The 24,744-nt window shown below is 70.4% G+C and carries 26 protein-coding genes and 1 pseudogene; 5 read left to right on the top strand and 22 right to left on the bottom strand.

Features of this window, described 5'->3' with window-relative positions; genetic code table 11:
• The first annotated feature begins 149 nt into the window (after positions 1-149).
• The 5 genes from pheS to OG819_RS26755 all read left to right on the top strand — a co-directional run bounded on the left by pheS (position 150) and on the right by OG819_RS26755 (position 7,687).
• Positions 150-1,274: a phenylalanine--tRNA ligase subunit alpha gene (gene pheS, locus OG819_RS26735; RefSeq protein ID WP_266651346.1), complete on the top strand. Its 1,125-nt coding sequence runs from the start codon at positions 150-152 to the stop codon at positions 1,272-1,274.
• Positions 1,274-3,778, top strand: coding sequence for a phenylalanine--tRNA ligase subunit beta (gene pheT, locus OG819_RS26740; protein WP_266651347.1), 2,505 nt, complete (start codon positions 1,274-1,276; stop codon positions 3,776-3,778). Before pheS ends, pheT begins: the two co-directional genes overlap by 1 nt.
• Before the next feature lie 547 nt (positions 3,779-4,325).
• Entirely contained in the window at positions 4,326-5,294 is a 969-nt protein-coding gene (locus tag OG819_RS26745) for a PP2C family protein-serine/threonine phosphatase (protein ID WP_266652857.1), read from the top strand.
• A gap of 369 nt (positions 5,295-5,663) precedes the next feature.
• Positions 5,664-7,004, top strand: coding sequence for a transcriptional regulator (locus OG819_RS26750; protein WP_266416090.1), 1,341 nt, complete (start codon positions 5,664-5,666; stop codon positions 7,002-7,004).
• A gap of 107 nt (positions 7,005-7,111) precedes the next feature.
• The gene (locus OG819_RS26755; RefSeq protein ID WP_067365642.1) at positions 7,112-7,687 is read left to right on the top strand and encodes an NUDIX hydrolase; all 576 of its coding nucleotides are present in this window, start codon (positions 7,112-7,114) and stop codon (positions 7,685-7,687) included.
• A 4-nt stretch (positions 7,688-7,691) separates the two neighbouring features.
• Here OG819_RS26755 and OG819_RS26760 read toward each other — a convergent pair whose 3' ends face one another.
• From OG819_RS26760 to OG819_RS26860, 22 genes and pseudogenes are all read right to left on the bottom strand, one after another.
• A complete protein-coding gene (locus OG819_RS26760) occupies positions 7,692-7,949 on the bottom strand; it encodes a hypothetical protein (protein ID WP_266651348.1) in 258 nt (85 codons plus the stop codon).
• Between the two features lie 189 nt (positions 7,950-8,138).
• Positions 8,139-8,255, bottom strand: a pseudogene (locus OG819_RS26765) (3-hydroxyacyl-CoA dehydrogenase family protein); the annotation flags it as partial.
• A gap of 35 nt (positions 8,256-8,290) precedes the next feature.
• Positions 8,291-8,587 carry a tyrosine-type recombinase/integrase gene (locus OG819_RS26770; RefSeq protein ID WP_266651349.1) on the bottom strand — a complete coding sequence of 99 codons (297 nt, stop codon included), beginning with the start codon at positions 8,585-8,587 and terminating at the stop codon, positions 8,291-8,293.
• Between the two features lies 1 nt (position 8,588).
• Positions 8,589-8,792 carry a hypothetical protein gene (locus OG819_RS26775; protein ID WP_266651350.1) on the bottom strand — a complete coding sequence of 68 codons (204 nt, stop codon included), beginning with the start codon at positions 8,790-8,792 and terminating at the stop codon, positions 8,589-8,591.
• Positions 8,789-8,896 carry a transposase gene (locus tag OG819_RS59130; RefSeq protein ID WP_353963251.1) on the bottom strand — a complete coding sequence of 36 codons (108 nt, stop codon included), beginning with the start codon at positions 8,894-8,896 and terminating at the stop codon, positions 8,789-8,791. The genes OG819_RS26775 and OG819_RS59130 overlap by 4 nt, the downstream gene beginning before the upstream one ends.
• A 137-nt stretch (positions 8,897-9,033) precedes the next feature.
• Positions 9,034-9,201, bottom strand: a complete 168-nt coding sequence (locus tag OG819_RS26780) for a hypothetical protein (protein ID WP_266651351.1) — start codon at positions 9,199-9,201, stop codon at positions 9,034-9,036.
• Between the two features lie 68 nt (positions 9,202-9,269).
• Entirely contained in the window at positions 9,270-11,057 is a 1,788-nt protein-coding gene (locus OG819_RS26785) for a reverse transcriptase/maturase family protein (RefSeq protein WP_266651352.1), read from the bottom strand.
• 466 nt (positions 11,058-11,523) lie between these two features.
• On the bottom strand, positions 11,524-11,979 hold the full coding sequence (locus OG819_RS26790) for an IS3 family transposase (RefSeq protein WP_266651353.1): 456 nt from the start codon (positions 11,977-11,979) through the stop codon (positions 11,524-11,526).
• 539 nt (positions 11,980-12,518) lie between these two features.
• Entirely contained in the window at positions 12,519-13,031 is a 513-nt protein-coding gene (locus tag OG819_RS26795; RefSeq protein WP_266651354.1) for an SRPBCC family protein, read from the bottom strand.
• Between the two features lie 89 nt (positions 13,032-13,120).
• Positions 13,121-13,783 carry a 4'-phosphopantetheinyl transferase gene (locus OG819_RS26800; RefSeq protein ID WP_099923603.1) on the bottom strand — a complete coding sequence of 221 codons (663 nt, stop codon included), beginning with the start codon at positions 13,781-13,783 and terminating at the stop codon, positions 13,121-13,123.
• 88 nt (positions 13,784-13,871) lie between these two features.
• Positions 13,872-15,644: a biotin carboxylase N-terminal domain-containing protein gene (locus tag OG819_RS26805; RefSeq protein ID WP_266652859.1), complete on the bottom strand. Its 1,773-nt coding sequence runs from the start codon at positions 15,642-15,644 to the stop codon at positions 13,872-13,874.
• A 219-nt stretch (positions 15,645-15,863) separates the two neighbouring features.
• Positions 15,864-16,094, bottom strand: a complete 231-nt coding sequence (locus OG819_RS26810; protein WP_099923604.1) for an acyl-CoA carboxylase subunit epsilon — start codon at positions 16,092-16,094, stop codon at positions 15,864-15,866.
• Positions 16,095-16,124: 30 nt separating this feature from the next.
• The gene (locus OG819_RS26815) at positions 16,125-17,669 is read right to left on the bottom strand and encodes an acyl-CoA carboxylase subunit beta (RefSeq protein WP_266651355.1); all 1,545 of its coding nucleotides are present in this window, start codon (positions 17,667-17,669) and stop codon (positions 16,125-16,127) included.
• An 84-nt stretch (positions 17,670-17,753) separates the two neighbouring features.
• Positions 17,754-18,719, bottom strand: coding sequence for an ACP S-malonyltransferase (locus tag OG819_RS26820; protein ID WP_266651356.1), 966 nt, complete (start codon positions 18,717-18,719; stop codon positions 17,754-17,756).
• Between the two features lie 66 nt (positions 18,720-18,785).
• Positions 18,786-19,352, bottom strand: coding sequence for a hypothetical protein (locus tag OG819_RS26825; protein WP_266651357.1), 567 nt, complete (start codon positions 19,350-19,352; stop codon positions 18,786-18,788).
• Positions 19,349-19,753, bottom strand: a complete 405-nt coding sequence (locus OG819_RS26830) for a hypothetical protein (protein WP_266651358.1) — start codon at positions 19,751-19,753, stop codon at positions 19,349-19,351. Before OG819_RS26830 ends, OG819_RS26825 begins: the two co-directional genes overlap by 4 nt.
• 3 nt (positions 19,754-19,756) lie before the next feature.
• The gene (locus tag OG819_RS26835) at positions 19,757-20,467 is read right to left on the bottom strand and encodes an SDR family oxidoreductase (RefSeq protein ID WP_099923610.1); all 711 of its coding nucleotides are present in this window, start codon (positions 20,465-20,467) and stop codon (positions 19,757-19,759) included.
• Positions 20,464-21,156: an HAD-IA family hydrolase gene (locus tag OG819_RS26840; protein WP_266651359.1), complete on the bottom strand. Its 693-nt coding sequence runs from the start codon at positions 21,154-21,156 to the stop codon at positions 20,464-20,466. The genes OG819_RS26835 and OG819_RS26840 overlap by 4 nt, the downstream gene beginning before the upstream one ends.
• Positions 21,153-22,100 (bottom strand): AfsA-related hotdog domain-containing protein, encoded by a 948-nt coding sequence (locus OG819_RS26845; protein ID WP_099923612.1) that lies wholly within the window; start codon positions 22,098-22,100, stop codon positions 21,153-21,155. Before OG819_RS26845 ends, OG819_RS26840 begins: the two co-directional genes overlap by 4 nt.
• Positions 22,097-23,197: a beta-ketoacyl synthase N-terminal-like domain-containing protein gene (locus tag OG819_RS26850; RefSeq protein ID WP_266651360.1), complete on the bottom strand. Its 1,101-nt coding sequence runs from the start codon at positions 23,195-23,197 to the stop codon at positions 22,097-22,099. The genes OG819_RS26845 and OG819_RS26850 overlap by 4 nt, the downstream gene beginning before the upstream one ends.
• Positions 23,194-24,450 (bottom strand): beta-ketoacyl-[acyl-carrier-protein] synthase family protein, encoded by a 1,257-nt coding sequence (locus OG819_RS26855; protein ID WP_266651361.1) that lies wholly within the window; start codon positions 24,448-24,450, stop codon positions 23,194-23,196. The genes OG819_RS26850 and OG819_RS26855 overlap by 4 nt, the downstream gene beginning before the upstream one ends.
• A complete protein-coding gene (locus OG819_RS26860; protein ID WP_266651362.1) occupies positions 24,447-24,725 on the bottom strand; it encodes an acyl carrier protein in 279 nt (92 codons plus the stop codon). Before OG819_RS26860 ends, OG819_RS26855 begins: the two co-directional genes overlap by 4 nt.
• Positions 24,726-24,744: the final 19 nt, after the last annotated feature.

Genomic DNA, 24,744 nt, shown 5'->3' on the forward strand with positions numbered 1-24,744 from the left:
CGGAGCCACCCATCGGACTGCGCGTCCGAGGTCGGCTCCCACCCCGTTAGACTCGGCCTTTGGCACCTTTGCGTCCCCGTTTCAGGGACCATGCGTCCCCCGAGTCGGGACGGGGACCATCCGCCAGCCAACCGGAAGCACGGGAAGAGATGTCGGCACCGAATAAGTCGTACGACCCTGTAGAGGTCGAGGCCTTGAAACCGGAAGAGATCGAGCGCATGCGGGACGAGGCGCTCGCCGCCTTCGCCGCCGCCGGTGACCTCGACGCGCTCCAGGAGGCCAAGGTCGCCCACACCGGCGGCGCCTCGCCGCTGGCCCTCGCCAACCGCGAGATCGGCGCCCTGCCCCCGCACGCCAAGGCCGCCGCAGGCAAGCTGGTCGGCCAGGCGCGAGGCGCGGTGAACAAGGCCCTCGGCGCCCGCCAGGCCGAGCTGGAGGCCGAGCGCGACGCCCGGGTGCTGGTCGAGGAGGCGGTGGACGTCACGCTGCCCTACGACCGTGTACCCGTCGGCGCCCGCCACCCGCTGACCACCATGATGGAGCGCGTCGCCGACGTCTTCGTGTCCATGGGATACGAGATCGCCGAGGGCCCCGAGGTCGAGGCGGAGTGGTTCAACTTCGACGCCCTGAACTTCACGCCCGACCACCCGGCCCGGCAGATGCAGGACACCTTCTTCGTCGAGGGCCCCACGGGCGACCACGGCGAGTCCGGTGTCGTGCTGCGCACCCACACCTCGCCCGTGCAGGCCCGCGCCATGCTCGACCGCGAGCCCCCGGTCTACGTCGTCTGCCCCGGCCGGGTGTTCCGCACGGACGAGCTGGACGCCACCCACACCCCGGTCTTCCACCAGATCGAGCTCCTCGCCGTCGACGAGGGCCTGACCATGGCCGACCTCAAGGGCACCCTCGACCACATGGTCCAGTCGCTCTTCGGCGCCGACATGAAGACCCGGCTGCGCCCGAACTACTTCCCCTTCACCGAGCCGTCCGCCGAGATGGACATGCTCTGCTACGTCTGCAAGGGCGAGTCCGTCGGCAACCCCGACCGCCCCTGCCGTACCTGCTCCTCCGAGGGCTGGATCGAGCTGGGCGGCTGCGGCATGGTCAACCCGCGGGTGCTGGTCGCCTGTGGCGTCGACCCGGAGAAGTACAGCGGATTCGCCTTCGGGTTCGGCATCGAGCGGATGCTGATGTTCCGCCACAACGTCGAAGACATGCGAGACATGGTCGAGGGTGACGTCCGGTTCACCCGGCCGTTCGGGATGGAGATCTGATGCGGGTCCCGCTTTCTTGGCTGCGGGAGTACGTCGACCTGCCGGCGACGGAGACCGGCCGCGACGTCCAGGCCAAGCTCATTTCGGCAGGCCTCGAGGTCGAGACCGTCGAGCAGCTCGGCGCCGACCTCAAGGGCCCCCTGGTCGTCGGCCAGGTGCGGTCCATCGAGGAGCTGGAGGGCTTCAAGAAGCCCATCCGCTTCTGCCTGGTCGACGTCGGCACCGCCAACGGCACCGGTGAGCTCCAGGAGATCGTCTGCGGCGCCCGCAACTTCTCCGTCGGCGACAAGGTCGTCGTGGTCCTGCCGGGTGCCGTGCTGCCCGGCAACTTCGCGATCGCCGCGCGCAAGACGTACGGCAGGACCTCGCACGGCATGATCTGCTCCGGCGACGAGCTGGGCATGGGCGACGACGGCAGCGGCGGCATCATCGTGCTGCCGCCGGAGGTCGAGGTCGCCACCGACGCGATCGAGCTGCTCGAGCTCGTCGACGAGGTCCTCGACATCGCCGTCACGCCCGACCGCGGCTACGCCCTGTCGATGCGCGGCGTGGCCCGTGAGGCCGCCATCGCCTACGGCCTGCCGCTGCGCGACCCCGCGCTGCTCGACGTACCGGCCCCGAACGCGTTCGGCTACCCGGTGCAGGTCTCCGACCCGATGGGCTGCGACCGCTTCACCGCGCGCACGGTGACCGGCCTCGACCCCGAGGCCCACTCCCCGATCTGGCTGCGCCGCCGCCTCCAGAAGGCGGGCATGCGCCCGATCTCGCTCGCCGTCGACATCACCAACTACGTGATGCTGGAGGTCGGCCAGCCGCTGCACGCCTACGACCGCACCCGCGTCCAGGGCGCGATCGGTGTGCGCAGGGCCGAGCAGGGCGAGAAGCTCACCACGCTCGACGGTGTCACGCGCACGCTCGACGCCGGGGACCTGGTCATCACCGACGACCGCGGCCCCATCGGCCTCGCGGGTGTCATGGGTGGCGCCAACACCGAGATCGACGACACCGAGGGCACCACCACCGAGGTCGTCATCGAGGCCGCGCACTTCGACGCGCTCTCCATCGCGCGCACGGCCCGCCGTCACAAGCTGGCCTCCGAGGCGTCCAAGCGCTTCGAGCGCGGCGCCGACCCGCAGGCCACCTCGGCCGCCGCCCAGCGCACGGTCGACCTCCTCGTCCTCCTCGCCGGCGGCACCGCCGACGCCGGGGTCACCGAGGTCATCGCGCCCTCCGCGCCGCACAGCATCACCATCCCGGCGAACCACCCGGACAAGGTGGCCGGTGTCGACTACGGCCGCGAGACCGTCGTACGCCGACTCCAGCAGGTCGGCTGTGACGTCTACGGGCAGGACGAGCTGATCGTCACCGTGCCGTCCTGGCGGCCCGACCTGACGGACCCGAACGACCTGGCCGAAGAGGTCATCCGGCTCGAGGGCTACGAGAACCTGCCCTCGACCCTGCCGAAGCCCCCCGCGGGCCTGGGCCTGACCGGCCGGCAGCGGCTGCACCGCCGGATCGGCCGCGTGCTGGCCGGCGCCGGATACGTCGAGGCGCTGAACTACCCGTTCATCGGCGAGCACGTCTTCGACCAGCTCGCCCTCGCCGCCGACGACCCGAAGCGCAAGGTCGTCAAGCTCGTCAACCCGCTCTCCGACGAGGAGCCCGCGCTCCGTACGACGCTGCTGCCGGGCCTGCTCCACGCCCTGCGCCGCAACGACGGCCGCGGCAGCCACGACCTGGCGCTCTTCGAGACCGGCCTGGTCTTCCAGCCGCAGGACGAACTGCGCGTCGCGGGCCGCCTGCCCGTCGACCGCCGTCCCACCGACGAGGAGATCGCGTCCCTCACGGCCGCGCTCCCCGTCCAGCCCCGGCACGCCGCCGTCGTCCTCGCGGGCGCCCGCGAGCAGGCCGGCTGGTGGGGCAAGGGCCGCCCGGCCGACTGGGCCGACGCGATCGAGGCGGCGCGCTCGCTGGCCCGCGAGGCGGGGACCGAAATCCTCGTCCGCTCTGGCCAGTACGGGCCGTGGCACCCGGGCCGCTGCGCCGAGCTGGCCGTCGTCGTCGACGGCCGGGAGAAGGTCATCGGGTACGCCGGTGAGCTGCACCCCGGCGTCCTGAAGACCCTGGGTCTGCCCGCGCGCACCTGCGCGATGGAGCTCGACCTGGACGCGCTGGAGCAGGCGAGCGCGGGCCTCCCCAAGGGCCCGAAGATCTCGACCTTCCCCGTCGCCACCCAGGACGTGGCCCTGGTCGTCGACAAGACCGTCCCGCACGTGGACGTCGAGGCGGCGCTGCGCGAGGGCGCGGGTGAACTCCTGGAGTCCATCCGGCTGTTCGACGTCTACGAGAACGGCGAGCAGCTCGGCGAGGGCAAGAAGTCCCTGGCCTACGCGCTGCGGTTCCGTTCCGACGACCGCACGCTGACCGTCGACGAGGCCTCCGCGGCGCGTGACGCGGCCGTGGCGCTCGCCGCTGGGCGCACGGGGGCGGTGCTGCGGGGGTAGCTCCGCTGGTTGTACCGGGGAACTGCGGGTTGTTTGTCGGCTGCGAGTGTGTCGTGGCTGGGCGCGCAGTTCCCCGCGCCCCTTTGGGGCGCTTTCCCCCGGCCGACCTGCATAAATGCAGGTGTCCGAAGCTGTGTCACTCATTCGGGTGGCAAGTCGGGGCGATCTGTCTCGATCGGGGCATGCGGTCGACAGAATCGGACCGGCCTCTTGGAGGTCATCTGCGCTGTCAGGGCCTATTGGGGGGCCAATCGGCATGATCCATATCAAGGCGGGGGCTCCCCGCAGGGCGACGTCCCGGACGAATTCGCGGGGGCCGGCCCGGGCGGGACTTCGGGCGCGGCGCCGGGGGTGTGGCCTGCGGGCCGGGCTGGTCCGGGCGGTGCGCCGGGACAGCCCCCGAGTGCGACCGGACCGGCCGGTTCACGGCGGCGGGCCGCCGGACGTTTTCGACCGGACGGAGCGCCGGGCCGAGCGGCGGTCCCTGCGGCGGGCACTGAGTCTGGGGCTGCCCACCGCCTGGGGCGCGATCGCCGTCACGTACAAGATGACCTGCCCGCTCGCCCAGCGGGACGGGCTCGAAGCGCGGATCGTCACCAGCGCCGTCTTCTTCGCCGTCGGCACGGGGCTGATCCTCCACGTCAGACGGGCGCTGCTGCGGGAGCTGAGACAGATCCGCAAGGTCGCGGGCGCCGCCCAGAGCGTGCTGCTGCGACCGCTGCCTCCGCGCATCGACGGTCTGAGCATCGCCGCGGCCCAGCTGTCCGCGGACCGCGGCGCGAACATCGGCGGCGACCTGTACGAGGTGATCGCCACCGAGCACGGCGTACGGATCGTCATGGGTGACGTCCGCGGACACGGCCTCGGCGCCCTCGCAACCGTCGCCGCCGTCCTCGGCAGCTTCCGCGAGGCCGTGCACGACGAGCTCGAACTCGCCGGTGTGCTCCGGCGGCTGGAACGCGCCATGGCCCGGCACCTGCGCGAGCGGGCGCGCGCCGAACACCCCTCGGCGGGCCTGGACCCCGACAGCCCGGTCGCCGAGGAGTTCGTCACCGTACTGCTCCTGGAGATCCGCGACGACGGCGAGGTGTACGCCCTCAACTGCGGTCACCCGGCGCCGTATCGGCTCGGCGCAGGCCGCGTGGAACCACTCACGGCAGCCGAACCGGTCCCCCCGCTCGGCCCGTTCCCGCTCCCCGCCGAACTGGCGGCCACCCGGTGCGGCCGGCTCCTCCCCGACGAGGCCCTGTTCCTGCACACCGACGGAGTGGACGACGCCCGCGACACCCACGGCCGTTTCTTTCCGCTGCCCGCCACGCTCGCCGAGGCCGTCCGCACCCAGCCGCTCTCTCCGCAGGCTGTGCTCAGGGCCGTCTTCACCCGCCTTCTGCGCCACACCGGTGGCAGACCGGCAGACGACGTGGCCGTACTGATCCTCCGCAACGACCGCGACCGCGTCCCGACACAGCAGGTCCACTCCGCAGCGCATCAGGTCACGCGAGCACAAGGCCTTTAGGGGCGCGGGGCTGTGACATTGCGCGGCTCCGCCGCGTGGGCGCGACCAGCCACAACGTACGTGCAGCCGACACACAACCCGCAGTGACCCCGCGCAGCCGGCGGAGCCGTCCGCCCCGCCACGGAGTGTCGGGCAGGCAGCCGGGCGGACGGCGCGGAATCGGGCCGCCGCACTGTACGAGGGGGAGCCGGCGGCCCGGCCGGCCTCTTGCGAGGCATTTCAGTCAACCGGCAAGAAACACTGCGCGACAGCGCGCGCACCCTGCGGATACGGGCATTCCGTTCACACCCCGTGTGAAGGGTGACCCATGAGCGAGAGGGACGGATTACTCTGACCGCACTGTCGCCACCGAGCCACCCGGGGGCCCGAATGCAGCCCAACACTCTGCTCGACGCGATACTCGACGAGGCCGGCATCTCGCACGCCGGGCTCGCCGCGCACGTCAACCAGGCGGGGAGGGCACGCGGCCTCGCGCTCAGATACGAACACACGGCCGTGGCACGGTGGTTGAAGGGCCAGCGTCCGCGTGGCCAAGTACCGGACCTGATCTGCGAAGTGCTCGCGGGGCGCCTGCACCGGCCCGTCACGCTCGACGACATCGGCCTCGGCGTGCCCGGCGAGCCGTCCGCCCCGCACGCCACCTCGCTCTCCGGCTTCGTGGAGCGTGCCACTGCCCTGTGGCGCTCCGACGAACAGCAGCGCCCGCACCTGCTCGGGGCCCCGGCGGTCACGGGGACGCCCGCCGTGATGCCCGTGTGGGAGTGGGAGAACCCGCCCGAGGACGTGGACGTCTCACGCGGCGGCCGCCACCACGTGAGTATGGCCGACATCGAGATGCTGCGCGCGGCCCGCGCCCACTACGAGCAGATGTACCGCAAGGCGGGCGGGGTGGCGACCCGCAGCCGGATCGTCGGTTTCCTCAACGCCGAGACCGCGCCCCTGCTGCGCGGCAGCTACCCCGACGCCACCGGCCGCCAGCTCCACCGAGCGACGGGCGGCCTGGTCGCCATCGCGGGCATCTGCGCCTACGACTCCGACGCGCACGGGCTCGCCCAGCGCTACTTCCACCAGGCACTGCGGCTGGCGAAGGCCAGCGGGGACCGGGGTCTTGGGGCGTACGTCATAGCTCTGCTGGTCAACCAGGCACTGTTCATGCGCGAGCACCGGCAGGCCGTCGCCTTCGCGGAGGCCGCGCTGCGCGCCGCGGGGCGGCACATCACCCCGGCGCTCGCCTCGGACCTCTACGCGATGCAGGCGAAGGCGTACGCACACCTCGGCGACGGCAGCAGCGCGCTGTCCTGCATTCGGCGTGCCGAACAGGCCGCCGAGCGCATCCGGCGCGGTTACGAACCCGATGAGACCGGCTATGTCCAGCCCGGTCTGGTCAACGTACAGGTGGCGGAGGCACTGCTGAGCCTCGGTGACCTGGTGGCCGCGGCGGCGCACGCCGAGGCGGCCGTGGACACTCCGGCGCACGACCGGGGGCGCGTGCACCGTCTCGCGATGCTCAGCCAGATCGAGCTGCGCCAGGGGAATGCCGACAAGGCGGTGGCCACCGCCGTCCAAATGGCCGAGCAGGCCCGGGGGATGGAGTCCCAGCGGCTGCGCGACAGACTGCGCGCGGTACGCGAACACCTGGTGCGCAGCGGCTGTGCGGGCACGGCCGAGGCCGCCGAACTCATCGACGGAGCACTGCGCGTACCGCTCTAGACCACCGATCCCCACCGCCGCACCGTGCACTGTGCGCTGCTGTGCGCCTGCTGTCAGGACGCTCCTGCTGCGATATTGCCATCTACTCGGCGGAAGGTGGCAGAACCGTGCAGTGGACGAAACAGAACGAACAAACTGTGTACGCAAACCGCTGGTTCAGCGTCAATCTCGCAGATGTCGAGCTGCCGGACGGTCGGCACCTCGATCACTTTTTGATACGGCTGCGTCCCGTGGCCGTGGCCACGGTGGTGAACGAGGCCAATGAGGTGCTGCTCCTGTGGCGGCACCGCTTCATCACCGACAGCTGGGGCTGGGAACTCGCGGCGGGCGTCGTCGAGGACGGCGAGGACATCGCCGTCGCGGCGGCCCGCGAACTCGAGGAGGAGACCGGCTGGCGACCGGGACCCCTGCGCCATCTGATGAGCGTCGAGCCCTCCAACGGGCTCACCGACGCCCGGCACCACATCTTCTGGGCCGACGAAGGCGCGTACATCGGACACCCCGTGGACGACTTCGAGTCCGACCGTCGGGAATGGGTTCCCTTGAAGCTCGTTCCCGACATGGTCGCCCGCGGCGAGGTCCCGGCCGCCAATATGGCTGCCGCGCTACTCCTCCTGCATCACCTCAGGCTCGGGCAGGACGCCTTGCCCCGATCCATCCCTCCACGGCGTCCTGAACGCTAGTCGGCTAGCGTCCGAGAGCCTGCCAGACCGCCACGGCGAGGGCGCCCACGGCCGTGAGGGCCGCGATCGCCGGCAGTGGCCAGCGGGTGTGTTCAAGGGCGACGACCCGTGCGCTCAGGTCGTCGAGTTCCTTGGCGGTCTGTTCGGCGCGGTGACTGAGCAGGGCGTGCCCTCCCTCGACACGTGCGTATGCCACGTCGAGGCGACGGCGTAACTCTGCGAGTTCTCCATGGACCACGGGATGCTCCGGGTCGACGGTCACGGGTCCGCTCCTTTCCGTAGTCGTCACATCCCTTGGATGCGCACGGAAAGTCAACTCGCCTGGTGGACGCGTGGGGAGCGTGTGCGAGGGGCATATGCGAGCCCGGCGCGCACACGGCGTGTGAATGGCGCGGGCCCGGCACCGCAACAGGTGCCGGGCTCGCGGAAGCCTGAGTTTTACCGTACGTGATCAGGCGTACGTGTAGAAGCCCGAGCCGGACTTCCGGCCGAGCCGGCCCGCGTCGACCATGCGCTGGAGCAGCGGGGGAGCGGCGTAGAGCGGCTCCTTGTACTCCTCGTACACGTTGTCAGTGTGCGCGATTACCGCTGCCACCTGCGGTTTCATGGCCTGTTCTGGGTCTGTGGGGCGCCCAGGGAGTCCTCAGGGACATTCGGTTGTGGATCTTGATCGAACCACTCGTCCATGGCGGCGAGGCCCCGCTTGCCCGCCCCCGGCATGAAGTGAGCGTAGTGCGTCAGCGTGGTCTGCGGCGAGGCATGCCCGAGCCACTCCGACACGCTCACGATCGACTCGCCAGCCTCAAGCTGGGTACTCGCGTACGTGTGCCGGAGGACGTGGAACATGTCCTCGCGGGAGAGTTCGTAGACGGGGTACCGACGGCTGCGACCTCCGTACATCTCAGCTTTCTCGCCGACCTTCTTCACGACACCGGCCGCCGCGAGTGCGGGCTTTTCCCAGGAACTCGGTCTTCATGCGGAGTTCCCGGTTCTCGCGTTCCAGTTCGCGCAGGCGGCCACGTTCGCTGATGTTCAGCGGAGGCTCCTCCCCGGCGTGCTCCTGCCGGTACCGGCTGACCCAGGTGTCCAGCGTTCCCTCGTTCACTTGTACTCTCGGGCGACCTCGGCAATCGGGCGGGACCCCACGACCAACATCTTGACCGCCGCGTCCCGAAATTCAGGACTGAACTTCCTACGCTTCTGTGCCATGTGCTCTCTCCGCCGTTCTGGACTTCGATCCTATGGGGACGCTGTCCGAGAACTTCGGGGCCCCTCAATGGAACCGTGGTTGGCGCTGAGAAGGGTCTTGAGCGGTTAGAGGCCCACGGCGGCATCGCAAGGGAAGGTCACGCGGACGCGGTCTGTTCAGCCTCGGCGAAGGCCCGGTACAGCGAGGCGACCGACGGGTGCTTGTCCTTGTTCTTGCCGGTCTTGATGGTGAGCTTCTTCGCGATGTAGGGGACCAGCCCTTGGTCGTCGGGTGAAGTAGGCCGCCGACGAGGTGCCCGTGGCACGGGTCCTTTTCCGACGGCCCCTTCCCGAACGGAACGTGCCCGTTTCCGGGCATTCCGCTCTCCAGCGGTCACGTCCGCAGTGGCTGAGAAACGCGCCCGGCATGGACCGAGACATGGCAAGTCCGGCAGAGCACAAGCGTCTTGCGCCTCCTCCGGGCCATGAGCTGGATCCAGGCGGGCTTGTCCCGACGTCCGGGCTGTTTGAGGTCTGCGAGGTGGCGGATGTGGTGGACCTCCAGATCCGTGCGGGTCTCGCAGAGCTCGCAGTACTCGGCCAGGAGCCGTTTGATCAGCTCGTTGTAGGCGGGTGCTGTCACCGGCCGGACGTCGGCGAGCGTGGCGGTGCGCTCTCGTTTGAGTGGGATCCCGCCGAAGCGGGCGACCAGCGGCTTCTTCCCCTCCTTGCGTTCGACCGTGACCTGTAGACAGCGGCGTGGGCCGTGCGGTGTCTCGACGGTTGCCCGGAATTTCCGAGACATCTTCCGGACCGTGCTGCGGTATTTGCAGGCCAAGGTCTTCAGCAATGAGGTCTCCATGATCCAGTGGAGCTTGCTCAGACGGTGCACGTTCTGGGCGAGGAGGTAGTACTGGATGAGACCCCGGTACTCGGCCTGGTACTTCGCGACGATGGAGAAGTCCTCGTCGTGAAGCAGTACTCCACGCGGAGCCGGTTTTCCCTTCTTCTTGTAGAGCGCGGACTTGGTGCGGATCACCTGCTCGGGCACGAAGAGCCCGGGTGTGCCGTTGATCGACCGACGTCCATCGGTGATCTTTGTGTCGGCATGCAGAGCCCGGATCTCATAGCCCAGGAAGCGCGCCGCCTGGCTGGTGGCGTGCGTGATCAGCGTCTTGGACTCGGATAATTCCAGCCTGAGTTGCTCACGCAGGAAGGCCCTGATCTTCGACGTGATGTCCTGGGCTTCGCGCTTGGAACCGGCGAACCCCAGCAGGAAGTCGTCGGCGTAACGGACATAGCGCAACCGCCGATAGCTCGGATCGTTCGGGTCGCCGTAGGGCAGGGAACGCTGCTGGTGTCGCAACACCCGCACCGCCTCCCGGTCCTGGTGGCGTCGTGCCTTCGCGATCGCGTGCTGAACGGTTAGATATGCCGGATTCGGCCGACGACGGTCCCCGAGGTTGTATTCCGGCAGCAGGGACTGTTCAACGAACCGGTCCAGTCGGTCCAGGTAGATATTGGACAGGATCGGGGAAGCCACCCCGCCCTGCGGTGAACCGCTGAGCGTGGCGTTCCACTTCCAGTCCTCCAGATACCCGGCCTTGAGCATGCGGCTGATCAGCCGCAGGAACCGGCCATCGTGGATTTTCTCTCCCAGAACCTTGAGCATCACCTCGTGGTCCAGGCTGCCGAAGCAGTCGGAGATGTCGCCCTCGATGAACCAGTGCACTCCCCGCCAGGTCCGTGCCACTTCCGTCAGCGCGGTGTGGCAGCCCCGTTGGGGGCGGAAACCGTGGGAGCGATCGGAGAACTGGACGTCGTAGTACGCCTCCAGGAGGAGACGGACCGCCTCGGCGACCAGCTTGTCCGACCAGGTCGGCAATCCGAGCGGGCGTTTCTTCGTTGATCCCTTCTTCTCGATGTAGACCCGCCGGGCCGGAGACCATCGGTAGCGTTCGGCGCGTAAGGCGTCGATGATGCTGTCGATCTTCTCCAGCGACATGTCGTCTGCGGTTTCCGCGCTGACCCCGGGTGTCATCGCACCCTTGTTGGCGTAGATGCGCCCATAGGCCAGCAGATACAACTGAGGGTTGAACAGCTGCCGATAGAGCCTTTCCACCGGCAGTCCTCGCTCCCCTCGCTTGCGGATGACGTCCAGCACCGTTCCGGCGTTTTGCATTACGCATACCTCCCTTCACTGGACGTCTGGACTACCTGTGCCCCTTCGCCCTGCGGCCGGCTTTCCCGGCCCCCTTGGTGGGACGTGACCCCCACGAGTACTACGAGCACTCCGTCGCCATAGGGCTCGCGCCCCGTAGGCGATCCCGCGGTACGTCTTCGTCGTACGTATCGAGCGCGACACAGGCCGCCCACTCATCCCCTTGGCCGCCCTCGCTGGGCGGTGCCACCGTCATGGAGGTTGCCCCGGACTATCTGCCATTCCGAAACATGACGAGGCGTCGGTTTCAAGCGTCATTCCGACGGGCGATCACTTACGCCGCTGGAGATTGGACTTCAAGCAATCAAGCCTTGGCCATATCGCGCAGGTCTTGCGACACCCCGCCCTGGACACCTCCGGACGGTCACCGCTTCCCCGGCATGCTCTGGTCCCCTTCGCGCTTTCGCGTCCGGGTAAGCCGGGCGACCTAAGAACGTTCCTCCAAGTTCCTCCCTACTGCATAGGGGATACGACAAAGCGCCTCACGGCGCACGAGATAGGTGATGTCGCCGACGAGCTTCGTGCCGGGCCGCTTCGCGGTGAAGTCACGGCCGACCAGGTCCGGGGCAGGGGCGGCCTTGGTGTCCTGCTTGGTCAGGTGGCGGCACCTGCGGCGGGTGACGCCTCGGATGTCACTCTCGCGCATGATCCGCTCGACCCTCTTCCTGTTGACCGTATGGCCGCCTCGCCGCAGGGCGGCGTGCACGCGCGGGGCGCCGTAGGCGCCCCGGGAAGAGGCATGGTTCTCGCGGATCTCCCCGGCCGGCGCGTCCTCGAACGTGCCGCCGGTCAGGGACTGCGGGGGCAGGCTGCCTGACCGGGCGAGCCCGCTACGCCAACAGTCTCGCTCAACTGGGAGACGGGCTCCGACGCCCGCAGACACATTCGGCCCAGCACCCCGCCAGTGACGTGGTCGAACCATAGGCGCTCACGAGTGCCCAGACGGCCCAAGAGCGACGACGCCTCGCGCACCATCGCCGTCGCCTGGTGGAAGGCGTGGGCGGTGGTGGCCGCGCGGTCGGCCGAGCGCAGGGACCGGGCGAGTTCCGGGAAGGGGAGGAGGAGCCGACGCCGAGGACAACGTCGTCGGGAAGGTCCGGGGAAGCCCCAAGTACGCTGGTGGGCACGGCATGCTGCTGATCCAACTCGCCGGGCCGAACCGCGGCGAGCCGTGGGCTTGTCCAGCAGCGGGACTCCCGATGATCTTCTTGCTCGACACAAGCTGATCTCTCAGGACGTCCCGTTGCGGCATTCACCAGGGCTTGACCTGCGACTCAACACTCAAACGCAACGGTGTTGGCGGCAAGGCGGTCACCCGATCATGAATTCTGGCTCGCACGCGAGGAGGAAGGCCGCGACTCGGCCGTGGTGCCGCGTGCATGACGAGCGCGACGCCACGGCCGGTCGGGCCCCATGCGTCGGTTACGCCTCAGCCTCCGCCTTAACGCCGGCCAGCGTCGTCTCGATGCCGGTGCGCAGTCGGGCCAGTCGGCCGTCGATGATCTGTTCCTCCTGCTCCGGGTACTTCTCGACGAAGTCCTGCAGCGGGCCGCGGGCGGTGCCGAGCCGCATGCCGTGCTGCAGGCGCGTACCGGTCCCGTCCGCGACCGGCTCCAGCGTGTATGCCCAGAAGGCCAGCGGTTCGCCGTGGCTGCGGTCGTTGTAGTAGACAACCTCCCACCGGAAGGTGCGCTGCTCCTCCAGTGCTGCGACGCGGCTGACGGTGTGCCACTCCCCGAGCCCGGCATTGCGGTTGCGGCCGGAGAAGTACGCGCCGACGGCCGGTCCCTCGGCCCCGTCCAGCCACTCCACTTCCTGCAGTTCGGGGCTGTGCCGGGCCGAGGTGGCGATGTCCGACACCAGCCCCCACACCCGCTCCGGTGGAGCGGCGATCTCGATCTCGCACTCCACGTGGGGACCATCGGCAAGACGCATTGCTTCAACCTTCCGAGACAGGACCGTTCCGTTTGCGGCTTCGGCCAGAGTTGTTGATGTTGTTCCGAGAGCCGGCGTCACTGTGGTGATCACGCCGTCGCGTCCACCGTGACCGCGGTCGCGACGACTCCCCGGGCGATACGCCACCGCCCCGACACCGCCGTGAACGGCCCGGGCCGCGACACGGCAGCATTGAAACCCCCGGCGCGGTCGTGGTCCGCCCACAACTCCACTTCGGCCTCGAGGAAGCCTAGTTCGCAGCGGGCCAGCGGATACCACGCCTTGAAGACCGCCTCCTTCGCGGAGAACAACAGGCACCCCCAGGACACCTCCGGCCATCGCTCCGAGAGCAGCTTCAAGTGGTCGTGCTCACTGGGGCCCGCCACCATCTCCAGTGCCTCCGCCGACAGCCGGGCATGCGGCTCGGCGTCGATCCCCACCGCGGCCACGCCCGCTTCCGCGCGGGCAGCCGCCGCCGCCCGGTATCCAGTGCAGTGCGTCATCGCCCCTACGACGCCCGGCGGCCACCCCGGTTCACCCCGCGCACCCGGCACCAAGGGCACCGGCGACACCCCCAGGACTCGCAATGACCGCCGGGCAAGCACCCTTACACCCGCGAACTCCCGCCGACGCTTGTCCATCGCCTTGTCCACGACCCGCGCCTCGACGGGAAACAGCGCCCTTCTCCAGTCCCCCTCCCACTCCCCGAACGACTCCATGGCCACCACCTGCGGCGGGAGCAGGGACGCCATCAACCCGGTTCCAGGGGACGCAGGGGACGCAGGGGACACGGGAAACACAGGTGCTCGGTCGGGTTCGTGCCGGTGGATGTTCAACGCTTCATCCCCTGATGGCGCAGATTGCCGCGTTCGCGGTGAGACTCGCGCCGACCCGGGCTTCCAGGCCGACGATCGTGCCGGCCTTGTGGGCGTTGATGGGCTGCTCCATCTTCATCGCCTCCAGCACGACGACGAGGTCGCCCACCGCGACCGTCGCACCCTCTTCGGCCGCGACCTTGGTGATCGTGCCCTGCATCGGCGACGCCAAGGTGTCGCCGGAGACGGCGGACTGGGCCTTGCGGGTGCCGGAGCGGCGTTTGATCTGGCGCGTTCCGCCCGCCGCCGTGCGCGCGCGGGACAGGCCCAACGACGCCGGGACGGAGACCTCGATGCGCCGGCCGCCGACCTCGACCACCGCGGTCTCGCGGCCGGCCGGCTCCTCGTCTCCGCCCGTCGCGGCGTCGAACGCGGGGATGGTGTTGTGGAACTCGGTCTCGATCCATCGGGTGTGGACCGTGAACGGCTCGGCGGAGCCGGTCAGTTCGGGGGCGAACGCCGGGTCCTCGACCACCGCCCGGTGGAAGGGGATCGCGGTCGCCATGCCCTCGACCTCGAACTCGGCGAGCGCGCGGCGGGCCCGTTCGATGGCCTGCTCGCGGGTGGCGCCGGTGACGATCAGCTTGGCGAGCAGGGAGTCCCAGGCCGGGCCGATCACGCTGCCGGACTCCACGCCGGCGTCCAGGCGCACGCCCGGCCCGGTCGGAGGGTGCCACCGGGTGACGGTCCCGGGGGCGGGCAGGAAGCCCCGGCCCGGGTCCTCGCCGTTGATGCGGAACTCGAAGGAGTGGCCGCGCAGTTCGGGGTCGCCGTAGCCGAGTTCCTCGCCGTCGGCGATGCGGAACATCTCACGGACCAGGTCGATGCCGGCGACCTCCTCGGTGACCGGATGTTCCACCTGGAGGCGGGTGTTGACCTCCAGGAAGGAGATCGTGCCGTCCTGGCCGACGAGGAACTCGCAGGTGCCGGCGCCGACGTACCCGGCCTCGCGCAGAATCGCCTTGGAGGCGGAGTACAGCTCGGCGACCTGCTCGTCGGAGAGGAAGGGCGCCGGGGCCTCCTCGACCAGCTTCTGGTGCCGGCGCTGCAACGAGCAGTCACGGGTCGACACGACGACGACGTTGCCGTGCTGGTCGGCCAGGCACTGGGTCTCCACGTGCCGCGGCTTGTCCAGATAGCGCTCCACGAAGCACTCGCCGCGTCCGAAGGCGGCGACGGCCTCGCGTATGGCGGAGTCGTAGAGTTCGGGGATTTCCTCCAGGGTACGGGCGACCTTGAGGCCCCGGCCGCCGCCGCCGAAGGCGGCCTTGATCGCGATCGGCAGCCCGTGCTCCTCGGCGAACGCGACGACCTCGTCCGCGCCGGAGACCGGGTCCGGCGTGCCCGCGACCAGCGGGGCGCCGGCGCGCTGGGCGATGTGCCGGGCGGCGACCTTGTCACCCAGGTCACGGATGGCCTGCGGCGGCGGGCCGATCCAGACCAGGCCCGCGTCGAGCACGGCCTGCGCGAAGTCGGCGTTCTCCGACAGGAAGCCGTAGCCCGGATGGATCGCGTCCGCTCCGGACTCGCGGGCCGCGGCCAGGACCTTGTTCTGGTCGAGATAGCTGGTGGTGGGGGTGTCGCCGCCCAGGGCGTACGCCTCATCGGCGGCCCGGACGTGAACGGCGTCCCGGTCGGGGTCGGCGTACACCGCCACGCTGTTGATCCTGGCGTCCCGGCAGGCCCGGGCGACCCGGACCGCGATCTCCCCGCGGTTGGCGATCAACACCTTGCGCATGACGCTCATCCGGCCCTTCCCCTCCCACCGCTCAGTCGATCCCTCGGTGGATGTGCGGCTCATCGCCCCGCTCCTCCTCCCCTGCCAGCAGCACACGCGTCGGCCAGGGCCGCTCAGAGGGCGCCGCCTCCACCCGTGACTGTGTCGATTCGGAGCTGTGCATGCCGTCCATGTCCATGTCCCTCTCCGTCTCCTCGTCCCCTCCTCGTCCCCTCCCTGTCAGCCTCTGGTCCCCGGGCTGCGGCGCCAGCTGCCGGGGAAGCGGTAGGGGGCGTGCCGCTCGGGGCGGTCCCACCGGGGGGCGCCCTGGGTGGCGGGGGCGTCGGCGTCCTGCGCGGTCGCCCGGGAGAGCAGCACCACGGTGAGCGCGGCGAGTTCGTCGTCGGTGACGTGGCCGCGTTCGACGCGGACCAGGGGGGACGGGGCGGCAGGGTCGATGACGGTGGTCATGGGGTCAACTCCGTTCAGGTCGTGGCGAGTTCACTGGGGCGGGTTGCCGTGCTTGCGGGACGGCAGTTCGGCGTGCTTGGTGCGCAGCATGGCCAGGGACCTGATCAGGATCCGGCGGGTCTCGGCGGGGTCGATCACGTCGTCGACCAGGCCCCGTTCGGCCGCGTAGTACGGGTGCATCAGCTCGGCCTTGTACTCCTTGACCATGCGGGCCCGCATCGCGTCGGGGTCCTCGGCCGCGGCGATCTGGCGGCGGAAGATGACGTTGGCCGCGCCCTCGGCGCCCATCACCGCGATCTCGTTGGTGGGCCAGGCGTAGGACAGGTCGGCGCCCACGGAGCGGGAGTCCATGACGATGTAGGCGCCGCCGTAGGCCTTGCGCAGGATCAGCTGGATGCGGGGGACGGTGGCGTTGCAGTACGCGTACAGCAGCTTCGCGCCGTGCCGGATGATGCCGCCGTGCTCCTGGTCGACACCGGGGAGGAAGCCGGGGACGTCGAGCAGTGTCACCAGGGGAATGTTGAAGGCGTCGCACATCTGGACGAAGCGGGCCGCCTTCTCGGAGGCCTCGATGTCCAGGACGCCCGCAAGCGACTGCGGCTGGTTGGCCACGATGCCCACGACCTGGCCGTCCATGCGGGCCAGGGTGACGATGACGTTGGTGGCCCAGCGCTCGTGGACCTCCAGGTGTTCGCCGTCGTCGACGATCGACCTGATCACCGCGCGCATGTCGTACGGGCGGTTGCCGTCGGCGGGGACCAGGTCGAGGAGTTCCTCGCAGCGGCGGTCGGCCGGGTCCCCGGTCGCCTCTGCCGGGGGCGTCTCGCGGTTGTTCTGCGGAAGGAGGGAGATGAGGTAGCGGACCTCCGCGATGCAGGTCTCCTCGTCGTCGTAGGCGAAGTGGCACACGCCCGACGTCTCCGCGTGGACGTCCGCGCCGCCCAGGCCGTTCTGGCTGATCTCCTCGCCGGTCACCGCCTTGACCACGTCAGGACCCGTGATGAACATCTGCGACGTCTCGCGGACCATGAAGACGAAGTCGGTGAGGGCGGGCGAGTACGCGGCGCCGCCCGCGCACGGACCGAGCATCACGCTGATCTGCGGGATGACACCGGACGCCTTGGTGTTGCGGGTGAAGATGCCGCCGTAGCCGGCCAGGGCGGTGACGCCCTCCTGGATGCGGGCGCCCGCGCCGTCGTTCAGCGACACCAGCGGCGCACCGGCCGCGATGGCCATGTCCATGATCTTGTGGATCTTCTCGGCGTGCGCCTCGCCCAGCGCGCCGCCGAAGATGCGGAAGTCGTGCGCGTAGACGAAGACCGTGCGGCCCTCCACCGTGCCCCAGCCGGTGACCACCCCGTCGGTGTGGGGTTTGCGGCGTTCCAGGCCGAACCCGGTCGCGCGGTGCCGGCGCAGCGGCTCGACCTCCTGGAAGGAGCCCGGGTCGAGCAGCTGGTCGATGCGCTCCCGCACGGTCAGCTTGCCCTTGTCGCGCTGCCGTTGGGTGGCGGCGGCATCCGCTCCCTCGGCGATCACCTGCTTGAGGGCCACCAACTCCTCGACGCCGCTAAGCATTTCGTCCCCCTCTTGTCTCCTCGGGCGTGATCCTGGCGGCCCCGGCAGGCCCCGCGCGGCCGGGACCTACGGGGGCGGTCGCCGTCATCGGGCGACCGCCAACCGGCTCTCCACCGCGGGCCGCCCGCTCGCCGCGGCCTCGGCGACCACACGGTCGATGTCCTCCGGGGTGGCCACCGCGACGGCGCGCGCGCCCGGGTGGGAACGCTGCAGGAGCCGGGTGAGCGGCCCCGCCGGAGCCAACTCGATGTGCAGGGCGTCCGGCGCGTGGCGGGCGATCGCCGCCACGCAGAGGTCCCACCGGACCGGCGAGGTGATCTGGGTGATCAGCCGACGCCGCAGGTCGTCCGGGCCAGCCAGTGGCGCGCCGTCCTCGTTGCCCACCATCGCCGAGGCAGGCTCGGTGATGGTGACCGCCTGTACCGCGCGGGCGAACGGTTCCACCGCCGGCGCCATGGCCTCGGTGTGGAAGGCGCCCGCGACGGACAGCCGGGCGACCCGTACCCCCGGCGGCGGCGCATCGGCGAGGGCCTCGATACGGTCCAACGGCCCCGCCGCCACGAACTGGTGGCTGCCGTTGAAGTTGGCCACGGCCAGGCCGGCCGCGGTGACCGCGGTGCCGATGTCCTCGTCCGGCGCGCCGTCCCGCCTGGTCGGCATCACCGCCGCCATGCCGGTCCGCGCCACCGCGCACGCCGCGGACATCGCCGCGCCCCGCACCCGGGCCAGGGCGACCGCGGCCTCGGGACTGAGGTAGCCGGCGCCGGCCGCGGCGGCCAGTTCACCGACCGAGTGCCCCGCGAACAGCACGTCGCCGGCGGCCGGCCCGAGCCTGCTGCGCAACAGGCGGTGCGCGAGCACGGACACGGCGACGATCAGCGGCTGTGCGAAGGCGGTGTCCGCCAGCAGCGTCTCGTCACGACTGGCCTCGACCAGGTCGAAGCCGACGGCCTGCGACCAGTCGTCGACCAGTGCGGGTGCCCCGGAAACCCCGTCCAGCCAGGGGTCGAGCATCCCCGGCCGCTGGACTCCCTGTCCCGGGGCGGTCACGACGTAGTGGTACCCCACCGAATCCCCCATCTTGGATATCTCCGAATCTTGGGTGTCTCCGACATGTCAGTCCCCGCGCTGCGGGCCCGCGAGCGAGTCGGCGGGGCGCAGCAGGGTGATGGCTCGCTCCACCTCCAGGACGACGCGGCCGTCCCCGGCCCGCGCCACGCCGTTGAACGTGGCCGTCTCCTCGTCCCGGTCGATCAACTCGACGGAGTGCTCGAGGAGTTCGCCCGCGTACACCGCGCCGGTCACCCGCACTCCGCGCGCCGACCCGAAGATCAGCAGCTGGCGGTCGGCCCCGTCGGATTCGAGGACGATGAGCAGCCCGCAGGCCTGCAGGAACGACTCCAGCAGAAGACTGGTGGGGAACTCGCCCGGCCTGGAGCGACCCAAGTGGCTGTCCAGCTCGTGATAGGTCACGGCCTTCGTGGCCATGAGCGCACCCGGCGTGTGCTGGACGATCCGGTCGATCTGGAGCGCGGGGTAGCCGTAGGGCAGCAGGTCACCGGGGTCGGGGTGGGCCGTGGCCGGCACGGCCGACGGCGTCGTCCTGTCCGGCACGGTTGAGGGTGCGGTCGTGTCCGGCACAGTCGACGGCGTCGTCGTGTCCGGCACGGTTGATGTCGTCATGTCCGGCACCTCCACGTCGCGGTGATGCGGGCGCAGCGCTGCCCGTCGATGCTGCAGGTCGTCCTGGTGACCAGAGATGCGCGGTCACCGCTGACCGCCGTCTCGAAGACCAACTCGTCGCCGGCGAGGGCCGGTCGGCTGAAGCGGACCGAGCCGAGCTCCACCAGTTCGATGCCGCCGAGGGCCCCGTCGATGTGCAGCTCGAGCATCTGCTGCAGGCTCTCGACCAGGAACACCCCGGGGTACACCGTCAGGTCGGGGAAGTGGCCGGCCAGATAGGGGTCGTCGGCGACGATCCTCTTGCGGCCGACGAAGCCCCCGTCGCTCTCCCGGACGTCGTCCACAGCCACCAGCGGCAGCCGTCGAGCGGCATCGGAGAGGGGATGGCGTACGGCAGTCATGGGTCACACGCCCATGCCGACGCCGCCGCCGATCGGGATGGACGAGCCGGTGATGAAGCCGGCCTCGTCGGACACCAGGAAGGCGATCAGCGCGGCCACCTCCTCCGGCCGGCCGACCCGGCGCAGTGCCGTCTGGGAGAGGATCTCCTCGCGCCGCCGCTTCGACAGGTCGGCGATCATGTCGGTCTCGATCAGGCCCGGCAGCACCACGTTGGACGTGATCCCGGCGCGCCCGAGCTCCCAGGCCAGCGAGCGGGCAAGGCCGATCAGGCCGCTCTTCGAGGCCGCGTAGTTGACCTGGCCGGGCGAGCCCCACAGCGCCACGATCGAGGAGACGAAGACCAGGCGCCCCCACTTGTTCGCCATCATGTCCGACACGGTCTCCCGGGCCACGTTGATGGAGCCGCTGAGGTTGGTGTCGAGCACGTCCTGGACGCCCTCGTGGGTCTGGGTGAGCAGCGGCCCGTCGTTCATGATCCCGGCGCAGTTGACGACGATGTCGATCTCGCCGAGGATCTCCCGCGCCTGCTCGACCGCCGTGCTCACCGACTGCGGATCGCGCACGTCGCACTCGACGAAGGAGACGCCCTCGACCTCCGGCTTCGTGGTGCGGGCGGTCCCCACCACGCGATAGCCCTGCTTGTTCAATTCACTCGCGATCGCCGCCCCGATGCCGCGGCTGGCTCCGGTGACGAACACCGATCGACTGGTCATCGTTCTGCTCCTTGGTGAGGTGCGCCGACGCGCATGACGTGGTGTGGTGCGCCGACGCGCACGATCGAATCGATCCGCTCGACGGCGGCCCAGGTGGAATCGCCGCCGCCGACCACCCCGACCCAGCCCGCCCGCCGCGCGCCGGCGACGTTGTCGTCCAGGTCGTCGACGAGGACGTTGGACTCGGGCGGGAGGCCGGACCGGGTCTCGGCCAGGCGGAACATCGCGGCGTCGGGCTTGCGGACGCCGATGTCGCAGGACAGCAGGACCTCGTCGAACAGGTCGTCCCAGGACCGGAAGTCCGCGAAGTACTCCCGCCAGTCCGGGGGAAGGTTGGAGATCATCCCGACGAAGGCGCCCGCCTCCCGCCAAGTCCGCAGCGCGGCAAGCCACTTGGTGTCGATCCTGCGGTCGCTCCACCACTCGGGGCCGAGGCCGGACAGGTCGGCGTCGAGCCCGAACCGGGCGGACAGCTCCTGCTCGATCTCCGCCGTCCACTCCCGCTCGGTGAGGACCCCGGAGTCCAGCACGGCCATCCCGTCCGGGCGGCCGTGCCGGTCGGCGATCGCCCGCAGGCACCGGCCGAGCTGCTCGGGCGTGAACTCCTTGCCCTCGCAGTAGGTGCGCAGCCCCTCCCGCAGCGGCGGGGTGAGCACGCCCCGGAAGTCGGTCCAGATCGCGTGCCTCACGGCACCTCCCCGGCGTCCGGGCCGGCCGGGGCCAGCCCGAACGACATCCGGGTCACGACCAGACCGTCCTGCGCGCACTCCACGTCGACCCAGCGCTCGTCGTGGCTCGCCACGATCCGGGTCTCCCGGTCGAGTTCGGCGAAGTGCTCGAACGTCGCGCGCACCGCGGTCACGACGTGCTCGGCGGGCCGCCGGCTGCCGGCCAGCGCCAGCTGGCGGCCGGCCTCGATGAGCACCATCGCCGGGTAGTGGTCGTAGTCGTGGTCGAACAGGCTCGCGTTCGCGAAGTCGGGGGCCAGGGCCGCGCTGACGCCGTCCGCTCCGGCCCGCAGCCGGGCGAGCGCCACATTGGCGGTCTGCGTCCGGGCCACGCTCTGCGGTGTGCTCAGCCCGGCCCGCCGGCCGGCCTCGGGCCGCAGACCCGCCGTGGTCGGCGGGACCAAGCCGTCGCGCTGATACGCCCGCAGCTCCTGGTAGCGGCCCTTGGGCACGCCCTGCACCGCCATCGACGTACGCACCACCGTCCGGCCCGAGCCGTCGGTGCCGCGCTGCGTGTACGCGATCTGCTTCGGCGTCCCGTCGCTGCGCAGCCTGAGCTGCTCGAACGCCGTCACGATCGTCAACTCGCCGTCCACGCCCGCCAGGGCGGCGGGATCGGTGATCTCCATGTCGATCGAGTTGAAGAAGAAGGCGATGTCGCGCGAGAGGCCCGCGAACTCGTGCGCCGCGCTGAGCGCCGCCTGCCGGCAGGCCTCGATCAGCAGCAGCGCGTCCAGCCAGTGCGAACCGGGGTGGTCGCGGTAGTACGGGCTGATGCCGGTGGTGACCGTGGTGCTGCCGTACTCGCCCCCGCCCTGTCGCCAGGGCGGGGAGACGAGAACTTCCTGGTCGTTGGCGCGGTGGACCAGGTCCCGGCGCACTCGGGCGTCCGTCGTGGCGCTCATGACCGCCCGCCGATGGTGAGCACCGCCGCCGCCACGGCTCCGGAGTCGTCGATCCCGGTGATCAGTACGCCGGTGCCCGGCCGCCCCAGCGCGACCGCGGCGGCCAGTTGCATGGCACCCAGGGCGCCGCCGCACTCACCGACCGCCGTCCGTACGTCCACCCGCTCGACGTCGAACTGCTCGAGAGCCGACTCCTCGCTCTGCTCGAGGACCGTTCCGACGGCCCCGGGCAGGACCAGCCGTACGTCGACACCGGCGGCCGCGCAGGACTCCAGCGCGCGGGCGACCGCGCGGCGCAGCGCCTCGGCGTACCCGGCCTGCGTGCGCGGCGGCGCGAACATCACCTCGCAGGCCGTCACCGTGGCCAGGGCGGGCGGTGCGTCCGGCCCCGCGGGCTCGAGCGCGACCATCGCCGCGCCCTCCCCGATGACGACGGACTCCTGTACGTCCTTCTTCAGCCGGGTCCCCCATGCCGTGTGGGGCGACAGCTCTTCCACGCCGCCCACGAGCATCCGCCGGGCGTGACCGCAGCGGATGAGCCGGGCGGCGTAGCGCAGTGCGGACAGCGCGCTGACGGTTCCGTTGGCCAGGGTGGAGTTCGGTCCGCGCAGCCGGTGCCAGATCGCGATCTGACTGGCGCAGCAGTTCATCGTGGTGTTGGGGAAGACCGCGGGGTTGATCAGGTCGATCCCCTTGCCCTCGATGATGTCGACGTCCAGGTCGACGCTGCTGCGGAGGCTGCCGACGACGGTGCCCATGGCGATCCCGGTGGACTCCCAGGACGCGTCGGAGATGTCCGCCCGCGCGCTCAGGTCGCGCTTGAGCAGCGTGCTGGCCGCCAGGCCCAGCGCCGTCGTGCGGTCGAGGTTCTTCGTTCCCTTCCGGGGGACGTAGTCGGTGATCTTGAAGTCCGGCACGGCCGCCACCCGGCCGGGCAGGCCCACGTAGTGGTCGGCGTCGGCGGCCGACGGCTCGCCGCCCGGTGCCGTGCCGGCCGCGGCCGGCTCACGCAGCCGCTCGCGCAGGGCGTCCAGGCCGACGCCGGCCGCGGACAGCACGGACACATCAGAGATCTGGAGTTCCTCGGACGAGGTCATCGCCGCTCCCCTCCCGCGCCGACCGGCTCACGGTCGGAATAGGCGCCGAATATGGTGATGGCGTTGTTGCCGCCGAACGCGAAGCCGTGGTTCTGCGCCACCCGTACCTCGGTGGTACGGGCGCCCGAGCCGACGAAGTCGATGCCGTCCCCGAACGCCGGGTCCACGGTGCGCAGGTTGATGGTGGGCGGCAGGAAGGACTCCTCGATCGCCTTGCAGCACGCGATCGCGCCGAACCCGCTGGCCGCGCCCATCGTGTGGCCCAGCATCGACTTGATGGAGCTCATCGGTGGATGCTCGTCGCCGAACACCAGCCGGGTGGCGGTGACTTCGGTGATGTCGTTGGTCGGCGTGCCCGTGCCGTGGGCGCAGACGTAGTCGACCTCGCCGGCGTCGATGCCCGAGTTGGCGTGTGCCTTGCGGATGCACTCGGCGATGCTCTCCGCGTCCGGGTGCACGATGTGGTGGGCGTCGCAGCTGAGCCCGTAGCCGAGCAGCTCGGCGTAGATGTGCGCGCCGCGCCGCCGGGCGTGCTCGAGTTCCTCCAGGACCAGGACCGCGCCGCCCTCGGCGGTGACGATGCCCGTGCGGTCCCGGTCGAACGGCCGGGGAACCCCGTCGGCCACCGCGCCGAGGCTGAGGAACCCGGCGTGCGTGAACCGGTTCACGCTGTCGGCGCCGCCGGCCACCATCACGTCGGACTCACCGGCGATGATCTTGTCGGCCGCGCTGCCGATGGCGTAGTTGGCGGCGGAGCAGGCCGTCGGGATGACCACGGTCTCGCCGTGCAGGTCCAGCTCCACCGACACGGCCGCGGCGATGTTTCCCGCGGGGATCTTGCGGACCACGTCGGCGGAGATCGTGCTGGGGCCGCCGTCCAGCCACTGCTGGGTCAGGGTGTCGACCGAGGGTGCCTCACCGTTGGTGGTGCCGATGATCGCCCCCGTCGTCGCGCGGGTGGCCTCGTCGAACTCGATCCCGGCGTCCTCCACCGCCAGGCGGGCCGCGGCGGCCGCGAAGTGGGCCGTGCGTCCCCAGTCGGCCACGTCGATGACGCGGACGATCGAGGCGGGGTCGAAGTCCTGGACCTCGCCGCCCAGATGGGCCGGAAAGTCGCTGCTGTCGAAGGCCTTGACCTCCGAGACACCGCTGCGGCCAGCCTTGACGCCCTCGGTGAAGTCCTCGACCCCGGTGCCGATACTGCTCACACATCCCATGCCGGTCACCACGACCCGGCGGCGGGCGCGGGTCACTGGCCGCCGTCCTTGGCGTCGCGTATCCGGACGATCTGCTGGACCAGGAGGTCCACGGTGCGCAGGTCGACGGCGAGTTCTCGGGGGACCCGGATCGACAGCTGCTTGTTCACCCGGGCCAGCACCTGGATCAGACCGAGGGAGTCGGCACCGTAGACGTCGATCAGGTCGGCGTGCACATCGACCTCGTCCGGCTCGATGTCCAGCTCGAGCTCGTCGACGATGATGTCCAGCGTGGCGTTGCGGACAACGTCATCAGTAATTACAGCAGTCATGTCCTCATCCGTTTCAGTG

The organism is Streptomyces sp. NBC_01549, from assembly GCF_026339955.1.
Classification (GTDB): Bacteria; Actinomycetota; Actinomycetes; order Streptomycetales; family Streptomycetaceae; genus Streptomyces.